The organism is Chitinophaga sp. W3I9, assembly GCF_050434025.1.
GTDB lineage: Bacteria > Bacteroidota > Bacteroidia > Chitinophagales > Chitinophagaceae > Chitinophaga.
The window spans coordinates 2,283,413-2,299,182 of the sequence record NZ_JBNPWC010000001.1 but is presented as its reverse complement, the minus strand read 5'-3'; the positions used below and the strand labels follow the sequence as shown (position 1 = coordinate 2,299,182).

12 protein-coding genes are annotated in these 15,770 nt (G+C 47.3%); 4 read left to right on the top strand and 8 right to left on the bottom strand.

Features of this window, described 5'->3' with window-relative positions; genetic code table 11:
- Nucleotides 1–52: 52 nt before the first annotated feature.
- The 6 genes from QFZ51_RS09740 to QFZ51_RS09715 all read right to left on the bottom strand — a co-directional run bounded on the left by QFZ51_RS09740 (nucleotide 53) and on the right by QFZ51_RS09715 (nucleotide 7,109).
- Nucleotides 53–1,180: an aspartate aminotransferase family protein gene (locus tag QFZ51_RS09740; RefSeq protein WP_429045418.1), complete on the bottom strand. Its 1,128-nt coding sequence runs from the start codon at nucleotides 1,178–1,180 to the stop codon at nucleotides 53–55.
- Nucleotides 1,181–1,211: 31 nt separating this feature from the next.
- Nucleotides 1,212–2,195: an N-acetyl-gamma-glutamyl-phosphate reductase gene (gene argC / locus QFZ51_RS09735; RefSeq protein ID WP_429045417.1), complete on the bottom strand. Its 984-nt coding sequence runs from the start codon at nucleotides 2,193–2,195 to the stop codon at nucleotides 1,212–1,214.
- A gap of 11 nt (nucleotides 2,196–2,206) precedes the next feature.
- Nucleotides 2,207–3,397: an argininosuccinate synthase gene (gene argG, locus QFZ51_RS09730; RefSeq protein ID WP_370909719.1), complete on the bottom strand. Its 1,191-nt coding sequence runs from the start codon at nucleotides 3,395–3,397 to the stop codon at nucleotides 2,207–2,209.
- 50 nt (nucleotides 3,398–3,447) lie between these two features.
- Complete coding sequence (locus QFZ51_RS09725; protein WP_370909718.1) at nucleotides 3,448–4,227, bottom strand: GNAT family N-acetyltransferase; 780 nt, start codon at nucleotides 4,225–4,227, stop codon at nucleotides 3,448–3,450.
- Between the two features lie 820 nt (nucleotides 4,228–5,047).
- Nucleotides 5,048–6,697, bottom strand: a complete 1,650-nt coding sequence (locus tag QFZ51_RS09720) for a discoidin domain-containing protein (protein WP_429045414.1) — start codon at nucleotides 6,695–6,697, stop codon at nucleotides 5,048–5,050.
- Entirely contained in the window at nucleotides 6,657–7,109 is a 453-nt protein-coding gene (locus QFZ51_RS09715; protein ID WP_429045412.1) for an alpha-L-fucosidase, read from the bottom strand. The genes QFZ51_RS09720 and QFZ51_RS09715 overlap by 41 nt, the downstream gene beginning before the upstream one ends.
- Nucleotides 7,110–7,428: 319 nt before the next feature.
- On the opposite strand from QFZ51_RS09715, the gene QFZ51_RS09710 reads away from it, so the two are divergent.
- A complete protein-coding gene (locus tag QFZ51_RS09710) occupies nucleotides 7,429–8,823 on the top strand; it encodes a Gfo/Idh/MocA family protein (protein ID WP_370909716.1) in 1,395 nt (464 codons plus the stop codon).
- 221 nt (nucleotides 8,824–9,044) lie between these two features.
- Here QFZ51_RS09710 and galK read toward each other — a convergent pair whose 3' ends face one another.
- Nucleotides 9,045–10,190, bottom strand: a complete 1,146-nt coding sequence (galK, locus tag QFZ51_RS09705; protein ID WP_429045410.1) for a galactokinase — start codon at nucleotides 10,188–10,190, stop codon at nucleotides 9,045–9,047.
- Between the two features lie 109 nt (nucleotides 10,191–10,299).
- Nucleotides 10,300–11,622, bottom strand: coding sequence for a sugar MFS transporter (locus QFZ51_RS09700; protein WP_429045409.1), 1,323 nt, complete (start codon nucleotides 11,620–11,622; stop codon nucleotides 10,300–10,302).
- A gap of 198 nt (nucleotides 11,623–11,820) precedes the next feature.
- On the opposite strand from QFZ51_RS09700, the gene QFZ51_RS09695 reads away from it, so the two are divergent.
- The 3 genes from QFZ51_RS09695 to QFZ51_RS09685 are packed head-to-tail and all read left to right on the top strand — an operon-like array spanning nucleotide 11,821 to nucleotide 15,766.
- Nucleotides 11,821–13,737, top strand: a complete 1,917-nt coding sequence (locus QFZ51_RS09695; protein ID WP_429045408.1) for an MFS transporter — start codon at nucleotides 11,821–11,823, stop codon at nucleotides 13,735–13,737.
- Entirely contained in the window at nucleotides 13,709–14,674 is a 966-nt protein-coding gene (locus QFZ51_RS09690) for an ROK family protein (protein ID WP_370909712.1), read from the top strand. The genes QFZ51_RS09695 and QFZ51_RS09690 overlap by 29 nt, the downstream gene beginning before the upstream one ends.
- Nucleotides 14,675–14,710: 36 nt before the next feature.
- Nucleotides 14,711–15,766 (top strand): N(4)-(beta-N-acetylglucosaminyl)-L-asparaginase, encoded by a 1,056-nt coding sequence (locus tag QFZ51_RS09685; RefSeq protein WP_429045406.1) that lies wholly within the window; start codon nucleotides 14,711–14,713, stop codon nucleotides 15,764–15,766.
- Nucleotides 15,767–15,770: the final 4 nt, after the last annotated feature.

Sequence of the window (15,770 nt, the reverse complement as noted above, 5' to 3'; positions counted from 1 at the left end):
AGGCAGTGGAAAGATGTTAAAGGCACACTGCCTGCCGTACATGGTTGTTTACTTATTTGTTTAATGCTTTTCCGAATGCTTCCAGGAACTGGTCTGCATGGGCTTGTGTAAGCGCCAGGGAAGGAAGCAAACGGATCACGTTTGGCTTGGCTTCACCGGTGAAGATCTTATGGGTATGCAGCAGTTCTTTTTTCACATGTGATAATTCTTCCGGGAGATCTATACCGATCATCAAACCACGGCCTCTTACTTCTTTTACCTTATCAAAGGTGCGTAACTGTTCCATGAGATAGTTACCTACTGTAGCTGCGTTCTCTATCAGTTTTTCGGCCTGTATGGTTTCCAGTACTGCCAGCGCTGCTGCGCAGGCCAGGTGATTACCACCGAAAGTAGTGCCCAGCATACCATACACTGCCTGAAATTTAGGTGCAATGATGATAGCCCCGATCGGAAAACCATTTCCCATTCCTTTCGCCATGCTGTAGATATCTGCGTTTACGCCTGCAAAATCGTGCGAGTAAAACTTACCGCTGCGGCCATATCCACACTGAACGGAGTCTGCAATGAACACCGCGTTGTGCGCATCACACAGGCTCCTGATCTTCCGCAGGAACGATTCGCTGGCTACATTGATACCACCTACGCCCTGGATACCTTCAATGATCACGGATGACACTTCATACTGCTGGAAAGCCTGTTCCAGTGCAGCTTCATCTTCCCAGGGTAAAAATACCACGTTCTCTGTTTCATTTACCGGCGCAACAATCCTGGGATTGTCGGTAGCTGCTACTGCCAGGGATGTTCTGCCATGAAATGCTTTCTTAAAAGCGATGATTTTCTTTTTGCCGTTGTAAAAAGAAGCCAGCTTCAGGGCATTTTCATTGGCTTCTGCTCCGGAGTTGCACAGGAACAGCTGATAGTCCTCCTTACCGGACACCTTGCCCAGCAAGGCGGCCAGCTCTTCCTGTAAAGGCATCTTTACAGAATTGGAATAGAAGCCTACTTTATGCAGCTGATCTGTAAGGCGTTTTACATAATGTGGATGCGTGTGACCAATAGAGATCACGGCATGCCCGCCATACAGGTCGAGATATTGTGTGCCCTTGTCATCCCAAACATGGGAGCCCAGGGCTTTTTCTATAATGATATCGTTAACGGGATATACGTCGAAAAGTTTCATGTCGGCAATAAATTGAAAATGATAAAAACACTTAGAACACGATGGACTTCAGTTTCAGTCCGGAGGTTTCATCCAGTCCGCACATCAGGTTCATGTTTTGCACTGCCTGACCAGAGGCGCCTTTCAGCAGGTTATCTTCAATGGAATGGATCACCAGTTTGTTGCCGGTTTTTTCCAGTTGAATCAAACACTTGTTGGTATTTACCACCTGCTTCAGATCGATCTGTTTATCGCTTACATGTGTAAACGGATGACCGGTGTAGAAGTCCTTGTACAGCTTCACAGCGTCTTCCAGCGATAAGTCGGTTTGCAGGTACGAGGTTACCCAGATCCCTCTTGGATAATCGCCGCGTACCGGCACAAAGTTCACCTCACCATTGAAGCCTGGCTGCAACAGCTGCAGGCTTCGTCGTATTTCTTTCAGATGCTGATGATTCAGCACTTTATAGGTAGATATGTTATTGGCTCTCCAGGTAAAGTGGGAGGTCGACTGTAAGCTTTGCCCCGCTCCGGTGGAACCGGTGATACCGGTGGTATGCACTTCTGTGAGCAAACCTGCTTTTGCCAGTGGCAATAGGCCCAGCTGGATACCGGTAGCAAAGCAACCGGGATTGGCAATGTTCTTTGCTGTTTTTATGAGATCGCGCTGCATTTCCGGCAGGCCGTATACAAAAGTGCGGTCCTTCACGGTTTCGCCTAAACGAAAATCCTGACTCAGGTCAATCACTTTTACATGGGCAGCCACATCGGTTGCTTCGAGGAATTTTTTAGATTCGCCATGGCCCAGGCAAAGGAACATCACATCGATGTCATTGCTGAGATCGCCGGTAAACAGTTGTTCTGTTTCACCCAGCAGATCTGCATGTACTGCATACAAAGGATTGCCTGCATTACTACGGCTATGTACAAACGAAATGGTAACATCCGGGTGATTCAATAAAAGCCGGATCATTTCACCGCCTGTATAACCTGCCCCGCCTACAATTCCTGCTCTTATCTTTTTATCATTTGCCATTGCCTGCTGATTTAGATAGAATTTTTAACCTGATGCCAGATCATTGTCTGGTTACCAAAAATTTTGCTGAATCCTCTTACATCATCTCCGCTCCAGCCGGTGTTCATTTCACCGTATTTACCAAACTTGCTGCTCATCAGATCGTAAGGCGAGCTGATACCGGTAACCTGGAAACGGTAAGGCATCAGGGTAACAAATACTTCGCCGGAAACATTTTCCTGGGTGTTTTGCAGGAAGGCTTCGATGTCACGCATCACGGGGTCCATGATCTGACCTTCGTGCATGTAGTTACCGTAGAACTGCGCCAGTTGATCTTTCCAGCTCAGCTGCCATTTTGTTAACACGTGTTTTTCCAGTGCGTGGTGCGCTTTGATGATCACCATTGGTGCAGCGGCCTCAAACCCTACACGTCCTTTGATACCGATGATGGTATCGCCTACGTGAATATCGCGGCCAATGGCAAAAGGACCGGCGATGGTTTGTAAATATTGAATCGCTTCAGATGGATGACCAAAAGTTTTATCGTTCACACCTGTAAGCTCACCTTTTTCAAAAGTTAATTTCACCTGTTCTTCACCCTGCTTTGTGAGCTGGGTAGGCCATGCCGCTTCCGGCAGCATACCGTTGGAGGTCAGTGTTTCTTTACCGCCCACTGAAGTTCCCCACATACCTTTGTTGATAGAGTACATGGCTTTTTCAAAGTTCACTTCTACTCCTTTGGATTTGAGGTAGGAGATCTCTTCTTCACGGCTCAGTTTCAGGTCACGGATGGGGGTAATGATTTCCACGCCGGGGATCATGATATGGAACACCATATCAAAACGTACCTGGTCGTTACCGGCGCCGGTGCTGCCGTGCGCTACCGCATCGGCACCTACTTCCTTCACATATTCCGCGATGGCTAATGCCTGGCTCATGCGCTCCGCACTTACGCTCAGCGGGTAGGTATTATTTTTCAGTACATTACCGAAGATGAGGTATTTGATCACACCATCATAATAAGAACGTATTGCATTAACAGTTTTATGACTTTTAACGCCCAGGCTGTAAGCGCGCTTTTCTATTTCCTGCAGTTCTTCTTCAGAGAAACCGCCAGTGTTTACAATCACTGAATGCACTTCATATCCTTTTTCTTCGGTCAGATATTTAACGCAATAGGAAGTATCAAGTCCTCCGCTAAATCCCAGTACTACTTTTTTCATTATGACATCTTTTTTTATAAATCCAGATAACAATATTGACGATCCTGTAGTCAGAACAGGAAAAATTTCTTTTTAGATCCGGTGGCGCCACCTTCTTTTTTACTTTTCAGCAAAACAAATCTTTTAAAACGTAACCATCGCTCGTAGAGCTTTATGTTTCCTTTAAATCTGCGGCGGCGTCTGGCGTGGTGTATGTGACCGCTGGCGCTTACGGAGAATTGTGGCTCTGGTTGTGGTGCAGCAGCAGTGGCTTTTTCGGACATTGCTTTCTCTTCTGCTTCCTTCAGTTTTTCCAACGGGTTGTACAGCATGGCGGTACACAGGCAGTTTTTCCTGTCTTTCGCCGTGAGGATATCGAAGTTTACGCAGCTTCTGCAGCCTTTCCAGAACTCTTCGTCATCGGTGAGTTCGGAATAGGTTACCGGCTCGTATCCGAGTTCGGAGTTGATTTTCATTACTGCCAGCCCGGTGGTTAAGCCGAAGATCTTGGCATCTGGGTATTTCTCTCTCGACAGCTCGAATATTCTCTTTTTAATTGATTTAGCCACACCGTGGCCTCTGAAGGCGGGATTAACGATCAGACCTGAATTCGCTACAAATTTCTCATGACCCCAGGCTTCTATATAGCAGAAGCCTACCCATTCGTCTTTGTCGGTAACAGCAATTACCGCTTTGCCTTCCTTCATTTTCAGTTCTACATAGTCAGGAGAACGCTTGGCAATGCCTGTTCCTCTTGCTTTTGCAGACGATTCCATCTCGTTTGTGATGGTATTTGAATAGTGAACGTCGTCAGGAGTGGCTACCCTAACGATGATATGTTGATTTTCCAACTTTTTAAATTGAAATCGTGAATCAATAAACTAACTTGAAATTCCATTGCTGGAAAGGTTCACCGGAGGATTGGGGAATCGCGGTGCGATAGCGGTCATATTCAGACAAGCGCTATCAAATTCTAGGTCGTCGGGAAAGAAATCTAAAGACATTGAACCCAACAGAATATACCCCCTCGATGAAAGCGGGATGATATGCAGAAATGTTGGTATGAGTTGCGGTTTTTTCCAACTTCAGTTCAGCGTTAAATTGTTATAAATATTGTCTTTAGTTTTAGATTATCCGCAAAGTTATAACAATATCCTTTTAAATAGTCGAATTTTTTTTGGGTAGAGAAGAATTTTAACAAACGCGGAGGTTGTCTTTCTCGCTGATTACGCTGATTATACTGATTATAAGGATTTGATCACTTGGATTTTAAAGGATTTGGGGAGATATAAGCGGAGGTTGTCTTTCTCGCTGATTACGCTGATTATACTGATTATAAGGATTTGATCACTTGGATTTTAAAGGATTTGGGGAGATATAAGCGGAGGTTGTCTTTCTCAGGATTACGCTGATTCTACTGATTATAAGGATTTGATCATTTGGATTTTAAAGGATTTGGGGAGATATAAGCGGAGGTTGTCTTTCCCAGGATTACGCTGATTGTGCTGATTTTAATAAGAAAATATATTTAATTATATGATAATGTATATAGGGAGATAAAAATGGAATATCCAATTCTATCTCCCCAAATCCTTTAAAATCCAAATGATCAAATCCTTATAATCAGTATAATCAGCGTAATCAGCGAGAAAGACAAAATCCGCCGCGGTGTTACCGGGTAATTACGCCCAACTCGGCAATTGCGGCCTGCGCCTGCTTTTCGTCTGCGGGCGAAGTGGCCACAAAGCGGATATAGCGGGCGGTAGTCTTTTTGAAAGCCACTGTTTGCTGTACCGGGTTGTTTTTGATATTGGCAAACTGACCACTGGCTACCGGGCTGCCCCAGTTTTTGCCATCGGTGCTGGTGTAAAATCCGTAACCATAAATAATACCTTCGCCGGTGGGCGGAGTGTAGGTAAATCCTTTCAGGGAAAGGGTTTCGCCTAGATCCACCTGCAACTCATGCGGGTATCCTTTATTGCCTGCCACATAAATAGTAGCGGTATTGCCGTCTATTGCTTTAGCAGGGTCATTATCTTTGGTGGCCGCTTCCGGGGAAATTACTTTCCATTTGGCAGAAGCGATATCAAAGGTAGCGGTAACGGTTTCGCTGGCAGTTTTGCCGTTGTCGAGGAACGCTTTGGCGTGTACCACACCGCCCAGGGGCAGGTTGATAACCGTACTTTCTGCAGAGATATACTTCGGCGACTTCACGGTAGGTTCGCTGCCATCCAGGGTATAGTGAATATCGGTATCGCCGGATTCGCTGTGTATCCATACTTTTCCGTCGGCGGTACGGCCTATCTGTGGCAGGGTGAGCAATCCCGGCGCCTTATAGAGCTGCACTTCGCTGATCACCGGCGCCGCCTTGGCATCCATGATATTGATACGCACCTGGGTGGTGGTGTAATCTTTCAAACGCAATATACGTTTGTGGCCGATGGTGGTTTCATTGGCAATTTGCTTCCAGGCGCCTTGCTCCAGCACTTCCACGTTGAAGGCTTTCACACGCTGCCCCAGTGCAATATATTCCTGCAGCACCAGCCTGTTGAACGTAACCGGCTGTTTATACGTAAGCGTAATAGTGGTAGCAGCGGCATCGTCGGTGGTGGCCCAGTAGGTGTTGTTGGTACCATCATTCAGGTGCGACACTTTCACCGCTTTATTATTGCTGCGTGTATGAGTAGCCGTTACTACGGCCTGCTTTGCCAGGTTGGTTTTAAAAGATGCATCCAGTACACGGCGCAGTTCCATCAGGCGGGTGGAGTCGTTGGGGTGGACAAGACCATCGCGGTCAACCGGCACATTGAGGATCAGGTTACCGTTGCGGCCCACGGAGCCGTAATAAATATCGAGCAGGGAGGACACGGACTTCACCTTATCGTTTGTTTCCGGGCTGTAAAACCATCCCGGCCGGATGGATACATCGCATTCTGCGGGAATCCATTGTTCGCCATCCTCATTACCTTCATTGAGTGATTTGGTGGCCGGGCCGTTGGCGCCTGGTGCAAAACCTTTTACGTTCAGTGTGCTCCAGTTGGTGGTGCCGGCAATACCATTCTCATTGCCTACCCAGCGGCAACCCGGGCCTACATCACTGAAGATGACAGCATTGGGTTGATTCTTATATACCACGCTGTGGAACAGGTTCCAGTCGTACGGCTGTTTGATATTACCGCCATTGGCCCCATCGAACCACTGCTCAAACACAGGGCCGTAGCTGGAAAGCACTTCATTGAGCGTATTGGCGAACACCTGGTTATAACCGGGCTTGCCATATTCAGGATGGTTGCGGGTCCCACGGAGAGAGGTACACGCCAAACTTCAGACCGTACTCTTTACAGGCGGCAGACAATTCTGCCAGCACGTCTCCTTTACCATCCTTCCATGCGCTTTCGCGGACAGTGTGGGTGCTGTACTTGCTGGGCCAGAGGCAGAAGCCATCATGGTGTTTGGCGGTGATCACAATTCCCTTCATACCGGCCGCTTTGGCGGTACGTGCCCACTGACGGGCATCCAGGTGGGTAGGATTGAATACTTTCGGATCTTCATCTCCATGTCCCCATTCCTTGTTGGTGAAAGTGTTTGGACCAAAATGAATGAACATGTAATATTCCATGTCATTCCAGGACACCTGCGCTTTGGAAGGCAGGGCGCCATAGGGCTTGATTTCCTGGGCCATTGCCATATTAAAGCCTAGCAGCCCCGCGAGGAGTAACGTGTTTTTCTTCATTGCCGGAAATAAAAGTTACAGATTACGATGTGAGCGAAGATATAGCAGATAATCAGAATCATTCAATCTCAAATTCCCTATTATTAATTCAATTTTAGCTTAAACCGGCCTTTGACACGAGGCTGATACGCCTTTGATACGCCTTTGAGGTGGACTTGATCCGCTTTCGCCCGTCTGTAGCGCGAAATAAGCCACAATTCTTCGCCGTTTATCACAAAAATGTAAGATTATTCCCTATTGGGTTGGTTTAGATAAATCAATTTTTATAAATTTAGTCCCTCCTAAGACGTATAATGTATACGCTGATAAACTTTGAACAATGAATAAAAATCCACTGCATCGCAGAAGTTTTCTGAAAAACACGGTAGCAGCTGGCGTAGGACTTTCTATGCTCGGCTCTTCTGCCAAATTATTTGCCAACGAAAAGAAACCAAAGGTTAGAATTGGTCTGATTGGTGTTGGCGCCCGCGGACTCGGTCACCTGAATTTCTGTCTCCATCGCGAAGATGCGGAAGTAGTTGCTTTCGCAGATCCTGACACCGCCTACACCCTCCCGAAGGTACGTGCCATGATCGAAAAGGTATACGGCGGCAAAAGAAAAGTAGCTGAATACACGAATGGTCCGGAAGATTTCCGCAACATGCTGAAACGCGACGACATCGACGCAGTGATTATTGCTACTCCCTGGGAATGGCATTCTATCATGGCGGTGGCCTGTATGAAAGCAGGAAAAACACCGGCGGTGGAAGTTTGCGGCGCATCAGATATCCAGGAATGCTGGGAGCTGGTAAACACCAGTGAAGAAACCGGCATCCCCGTATTTGGTATGGAAAACGTATGTTACCGCAGGGATGTGATGGCGGTACTGAATATGGTACGCCAGGGTTTATTTGGTGAGCTTATCCACTTACAGGGTGGCTACCAGCATGATCTGCGTGGCGTTAAGTTTAACAACGGCAAGCAGTATTACGGCGGTGGTGTGGAATTCGGAGAAAAGGCGCTGTCGGAAGCCAAGTGGAGAACTAACCACTCTGTGCATCGCAACGGTGACCTGTACCCTTCCCATGGCCTCGGTCCTATCAACAACTATATCAATATTAACCGTGGTAACCGTTTATTGTCGCTGACATCCGTGGCTACCAAATCCCGCGGTCTGCATAAATACATTGTAGACAATGGCGGTGAAAACCATCCAAATGCAAAAGTAGAATTCAAACTGGGCGATATCGTGTCTACCCTGATCAAAACCAACAATGGTGAAACGATCATGTTGTCGCACGACACCAACTCCCCGCGTCCTTACTCACTGAACTTCCGTGTTCAGGGTACCAATGGCCTGTGGATGGATGACCAGGAATCTATTTACGTGGAAAAGAAAAGTAAGTACGACGAGTGGGAAAAGACCGGCGACTTTAAAGACGCCAACAGCTACTTTGGAAAATACGACCACCCATTGTGGAAAAAGTATGCCAACGATGCCGCAGGCGCAGGTCATGGTGGTATGGACTGGTTTGTACTCAACTCTTTCCTGGAGTGTATCAAACGTGGCGCACCTTACCCGCTGGATGTATACGACATGGCTACCTGGTACGCTATCACTCCACTGAGTGAGCAATCCGTGGCAGAAAGCGGCAGTGTACAGTTCATTCCGGACTTCACCCGTGGCCGCTGGATGAACAGAACGCCGATCTTCGCACTGGACGACCAGTACTAAGCGGAGGGAGCGCCTTCGGCGCTTTTAAATTGTCTTGGAGCGCTGATTACGCTGATTATACTGATTTCCTTGATTTGATTTTCCGGGATTTTAAAAAAGAAAAGGGAGATAGAAGCGGATATTCGCTTTTATCTCCCTTTATCTTTAAAAATCAAATATGATCAAATCTTAGTAATCAGTATAATCAGCGCCCCAAGACAATTTAAAAGCGCCGGAGGCGCCTAGTCAATAATGGAAACCCCTTCCTCTATAATAGTTACATATACTTCCGGCTCCTTACCATATTGATCCTGGTACCGGGATTTGATGAAGGAGACGTATTCATCTACCTGATCGGATTTTACGAGGTTGATGGTGCAGCCACCAAAACCTCCGCCCATTACGCGGGCGCCGGCCACTTCTTTTCTTTCCCTGGCAAGAGATACGAGGAAGTCCAGTTCCGGGCAGCTTACTTCATAGAGTTTGCTCAGTCCTTCGTGGGTGGCATACATCAATTTTCCAAACTGTTGCAGGTCGCCTTTCCTGAGCAGTGCGGTGGCATCCTGTACGCGTTGTATTTCAGCGATCACGTAATTACAGCGGTCGTATACTTTGGAAGAAAGCTGTGCGCGTACTTCGTTGAGCATATTCATATCTGCATCGCGCAGGGATTTTACGGCAGGGTGATTTGCCTGGATGGCCTTTACGCCTTCCTCACACTGCTGCCTGCGTACATTATATTCCGAGGAGGCGAGTGAGTGGTGTACCATGGAATTGCACAGCACTATTTTGTAATCGGGGAAGCTGAAAGGGAAATATTCAAATTCCAGGCTGCGGCAGTCGAGGCGCATTACCTGGTCTTTTTTACCATGCAAGTTTGCAAACTGGTCCATGATGCCGCATTTTACGCCGGGGAAAGTATGTTCCGCTTTCTGACCGATGAGGGCCATTTGCATGCGATCCAATCCGTATGCGAAGATGTGGTCCAGTGCGGCCACGAGGCCACCTTCCACTGCCGCGGAGGACGACATGCCTGCGCCTACGGGAATATCGCCGGCCAGTACACAATCGAAACCCTGTACTGGTAGTCCGCGTTCCTGCAGCTGATACACTACTCCCATGAGATAGTTGATCCATCCGGGAGTTGGCTTCACCTCGTCCAGGCTGAACGACACGGTTTCGTTGGTAAAAACGGCGTGTACATTACATTGCTGAGTATTGTTGAGCGCGATGGCGTATACAATTTTTTTATCGATAGCTGCGGGTAAAACAAAACCATCATTATAATCTGTATGTTCACCGATCAGGTTGATTCGTCCGGGGGAAACGACCATCAGTGGCTCTTTTTCAAATAAGTGGATAAACTGCTCCCTGGTTTCTTGTATCATTAAAAGATTATTAAACGTAAAATTTACACCTAAAAATATAAAAATGATTGAGAATAAAAAAAGGTTGTTCCGAAAATCGGAACAACCTTTCAAAAAATATCAGGAGTAGTTAATTCTTGCCTACTTTATCGCCTACCAGGGCATAAAACAGGATGTACAGGTAGCAGGGCACCATGCAATACAGGAATGCGTGTCTGAAATCGATGCTGCTGCTGTAAAGGAAGCTGAACATGCTGTGCTGGTCGAACATACCGCTATAGATCTGCGGGATTACGCCACCACCGGCGATACCCATTACCAGTAAGGCGGAGCCTATTTTGGTAAAGCGTCCGAGTCCGTCGATCGCCATTGGGAAAATGGCCGGCCACATGAGTGCGTTTGCCAGTCCGAGTAAAGCGATGAATGTTACCGCAGAGAAGCCGGTAGCGAAATAGGCGGCTACGGTAAACAGTACGCCCAGTATAGCAGAGATCTGCAATCCTTTTTTACCCGAGAGATATTTCGGGATGGTGGCGATACCTATTACATAACCTGCCAGCATGGCTACGAGGGTGAAGGTGGTGAAGTACTTGGTATCGTCTACGCTCATGCCGAGGGCTTTTCCGTACTGACCGATTACGTCGCCGGCCATTACTTCCACGCCTACATAAACAAAGATGCAGAGTACGCCCAGCAACAGCTGAGGGAACTGGAATACGCTTGTTTTACCGGTGGTAGCTGCGGCGGTGGCAGCATCTTCCGAATTGGTATCTATTTCCGGTAAAGAAGAACGTTTCAGGAGAAACGCCAGTATAGTTAATATGATAGCGATAGCCACATAGGGTCCGATTACGCGGGAAGCCAGGCTATCGAGTAAAGCATTTTTCTGAACTGCATCTACCGCAGCGGCGATATCTTTTTCCAGCTTGTCGGCTCCTTTCAGTACAATAGAGCTGAGGATCAGTGGTGCCAGGGCGCCTGCACTTTTATTACAGATACCGAGGATACTGATACGTTTGGCAGCGCTTTCCTTTGGTCCGATGATGCTGGCGTAAGGGTTGGAAGCGGTTTGCAGCAATGATAATCCCGCGCCCTGGATGAACAGGCCGGTGAGGAACATGGCAAAGCTGCGTGCGTTGGCGGCAGGAATAAATACCAGGGAGCCGATGGCTATGATGAGGAGTCCTAAGGCCATCCCATTCTTGAAACCTGTTTTGTTCAGGATAAAGGAAGAAGGAATAGAGAGGAAGAAGTAGGCCATATAAAAGGCCATGGTTACCAGCAGCGCCTGGGAAACGTTCAGTTCACATACGATCTGGAAAAACTGGATCAGTGTTCCATTGAGCCAGGTAACAAACCCGAATACGAAAAACAATATGCCGATGATGGCCATTGATTGCGCATACCCGGCCTGTTTGGAAGGGACTTTCATTGTTACTGTTTGGTTGGACATAAGCTGTCAGAATTATTTTTTTTTGATAAACACGAACATAATTAAACTTCTCTTATATTTCTTGTATATTTCGCAATTATTTTTGCTAAAACGTTTTACCCAATCACTAAATTGCAAGAATATTTTGACTTTTTAAAAAATTTTAAAAAAATAATTATACATTTAACCGGCAAAATTTCACCGTAACTTAACACGTTTATGACTGAGCAATCAAAACAAAACGCACAAAGCACCCATCCTTCGTTCTTTGTGCTTATTCTGGTTTTCTTTTTCTGGGGATTTCTGGCTGCCTCCAACAGTATCTTTATCCCATTTTGCAAATCTCACTTTAACCTTACCCAGCTGGAGTCGCAGCTGATCGACTTCTCTTTTTACAGTGCCTATTTTATAGGTTCACTGATCCTGTACCTGGCTTCCACTGCTAGAAAAGTGGATATCCTCAACAAGATCGGGTACAAGAAGGGTATTATTTACGGATTGCTGATTTCGGTGCTTGGCTCCGTGATTATGATTCCATGTGTGAATAAGGAAAAGATTGTTCCTATTAAAGAAACCATTGCTGACATCAGCGGTTTCCAGGTAGAGCAGCAGTTACAGACTTCCGACAGGCAGGTGAAGATCCGCCGTGAGAAAGACCCTGACACTTATTCGCTCCTGATCAGCAGCAATGAATCCGCTGAAAAGTACACCACGAATCCACAGTTAATTTCTGCAGTTTCCGGTGGTTTTACAAAAGATGAGGAGCATAAACAATATGCTGCCAGCTTCACAAAAGCCAACCTGGAAAAGATAGTTACGGTACTGGATACAGATTATAAACAAACGGTTACGTTCGGATATTTTGCCCTTATCCTCATGGCTTTATTTATAGTGGCCTTAGGATTTTCGCTGCAGCAAACTGCTGCCAATCCATTTGCTATTTTACTGGGAGATCCTGCCAAAGGTACACACCGCCTGAATCTCGCGGGAGGTATCAACTCCTTCGGTACTACCATCGGACCCATCATCGTGAGCATGTTGCTGTTTGGTAATATTAAGGGCGGCGAAGTAAGTACGGATATCAGCAAGATCAATACTTTATATTTCCTGCTCATTGCGTTGTTCCTGATTGCAGCTGCTATTTTTGCTTTTGTGAAGATGCCGGAAAGCCAGGATACAGAAGGTTTTGAATCTTCTCCCAAGGCTACTAAGTCATTACTGGCTATCACCTTTATGTTCATCCTGATCCTCATGGGGCTGGTGCTGAAATTTGAATTGCCTATGTTCATTGCCGGTATTGTGGGTATTATCGGTATCCTCTTCTATACCAAGATGGCATCTGCCAACAACAGTGAAGGCTGGGGTGCCATGAAATATCCGCAGCTGATCCTGGGCATGCTGGCCATCTTTATATATGTGGGTGTGGAAGTATCCATTGCCAGTAATCTCGGCGCATTACTGAAGCATCCTGGTTTCCTGACTGTAAAAGGTTTGGCAGAATCAGAACTGGATCCTTATGTATCGCTGTTCTGGGGAAGTATGATGATTGGCCGCTGGACCGGTGCTATCAGCGTATTTAATGTATCTAAAACCACCCGTAATATTCTCTGTGTAATTGTTCCCTTTGTGGCTTATGGTGTTATTCTCGGCGCCAACAGCATCAAGGGCAATGATATCAGTGTTTTATATCCATATGTCATCTGTATAGTGGTACAGATCATTGGCTTCTTCGCCGGCCAGGACAAACCTGCCAAAACCCTCACCATCTTTGGTTTGCTGGGTGTTGGTTCTGTTCTGATCGGATTATTTACCACCGGTCAGCTGGCTACATTTGCATTTATCAGCGGCGGATTATTCTGCTCTGTGATGTGGCCAAGCATTTTCGCGTTATCTATCGCAGGCCTGGGTAAGTATACCGGTCAGGGTTCTGCGTTCCTGGTAATGATGATCCTCGGTGGCTCGCTCATTCCTCCTGTACAGGGCGGTCTGGCAGACATTGCAAGCATTGGTATCCACGCCTCTTATGTTATTCCGGCGCTGTGCTTTGCTTATCTCGCGTTCTTCGCATTTAGAGTTAAAACCATTTTAAAATCTCAAGGAATTGATTATGAGTCAGCAGTTAGCGGTGGGCATTGATATCGGGGGTACTAACACCAAATTTGGTATTGTAGACCGCAGGGGTAATATTATATGTGATGGTCGGATGTTAACCAATCAGCACGAAGATGTAACCGGCTTCCTGGATGAATTGCACGAACACCTGTCCGCGCTTATTGAACAAGCGGGAGGCATCGAAAACATGAAAGGTATCGGGGTAGGCGCTCCTAATGGCAACTACTACACCGGCAATATAGAATATGCGCCCAACCTGCGCTGGAAAGGCGTAGTACCGCTGGCCAGTCTGCTGGAGCAGAAATTCGGTTTGCCTACCGTACTCACCAACGACGCCAATGCGGCAGCTTTGGGAGAACTGATTTATGGTGCTGCCAGGGGTATGAAAGACTTTATCGTGATCACCCTGGGTACAGGTGTAGGAAGCGGCATTGTAGCCAACGGGCAGCTAATTTATGGTCATGATGGTTTTGCCGGAGAGCTGGGTCACTGTATCGTGATCCCTGGCGGCAGGCTGCATGCCGGTACCGGAGCACATGGTTCGCTGGAAGCGTATGCTTCTGCCACCGGCGTTACCAATACCGCCATAGAATTCCTGGCTAACCGCCCGGATACGCCCAGCATCATGCGGGAGCATACCAACGAAGAAATCAATTCCAAGCTCATCTACGAAGCAGCCATGGAAGGCGATCCGCTTGCCAGGGAAGTATACGAGTTCACCGGCAAAATACTCGGTGAAGCCCTCGCCAATTTCGTGATGTTCTCCAGCCCGGAAGCGATTGTGCTGTTCGGCGGCTTAACCAAAGCCGGAGACCTCATCATGAAACCGGTACGGGAGCATATGGAGAAGAACCTGCTTCCTATTTTCCAGAATAAGGTTAAATTGCTGTTCTCTGAACTGAAAGAAAGCGATGCAGCTATTCTGGGCGCCAGCGCACTGGCATGGGAAATGAAAGACTAGCTTTCAGCGGAAGCAGAAAAGTATAAAATGCTTTATATGAGTAATAGAAGATCATTCCTGAAAACAGCGGCCCTTAGCGCCGCTGTTTTCTCTTTGGACGGAGTAACGGGAACGCCTGCACGTTCACAGGGGAAACGCGGACCGGTAAAAGGAAAGCCGATTGTGGTATCTACGTGGGACTTTGGCCGTGCAGCCAATGCTGCTGCGTGGGAGGTACTGAAGAAAGGCGGCCGCGCACTGGATGCTGTGGAAGCAGGCGTAAAGATACCGGAAGCAGATCCCAACAACCACACCGTTGGTTTCTCCGGTTACCCCGACCGCGACGGCCGTGTTACGCTCGATGCCTGTATCATGGATGAACATGGCAACTGCGGCTCTGTAGGCGCGCTGGAACATGTAACCCACGCTATTTCTGTAGCCCGCCTGGTGATGGAAAAAACACCGCACGTAATGCTGGTAGGCGATGGCGCCTTACAGTTTGCACTGGCCAATGGCTTCCAGAAGGAAAACCTGCTGACGCCTGAATCAGAAAAAGCATGGAAAGAATGGTTGAAAACATCGGAATATAAGCCTGTCATCAACATAGAAAACAAATCGTATACGCCCACCAACGGCGCCACCGCATTTAATCCGCTGATGCTGCCCGGGAATGCATACAACCACGATACAATAGGCATGGTTGCAATGGACGCCGACGGCAACCTGTCCGGCGCCTGCACTACCAGCGGCATGGCCTTTAAGCTGCATGGCCGCCTGGGCGATTCTCCCATCATCGGCGCAGGATTGTATGTAGACAATGAAATTGGCGCTGCTACCAGCACTGGTGTTGGCGAAGAAGTGATCAAAATAGTAGGCAGCCACCTGGTGGTGGAACTGATGCGTCAGGGATATCCGCCGGAAAAGGCCTGTAAAGAAGCGGTAGACCGTATTGTGAAAAGAAGTCCTTCCAAAGCAAAAGAAATCCAGGTTGGTTTCCTGGCCCTCAATAAAAAAGGAGAGCATGGCGCTTATTGCCTCCAGAAAGGCTTTAGCTATGCGGTGTGCACCAGTGATACCAGCAATGTGCTAATTGACGGGAAACATCATTTTTAGCAGA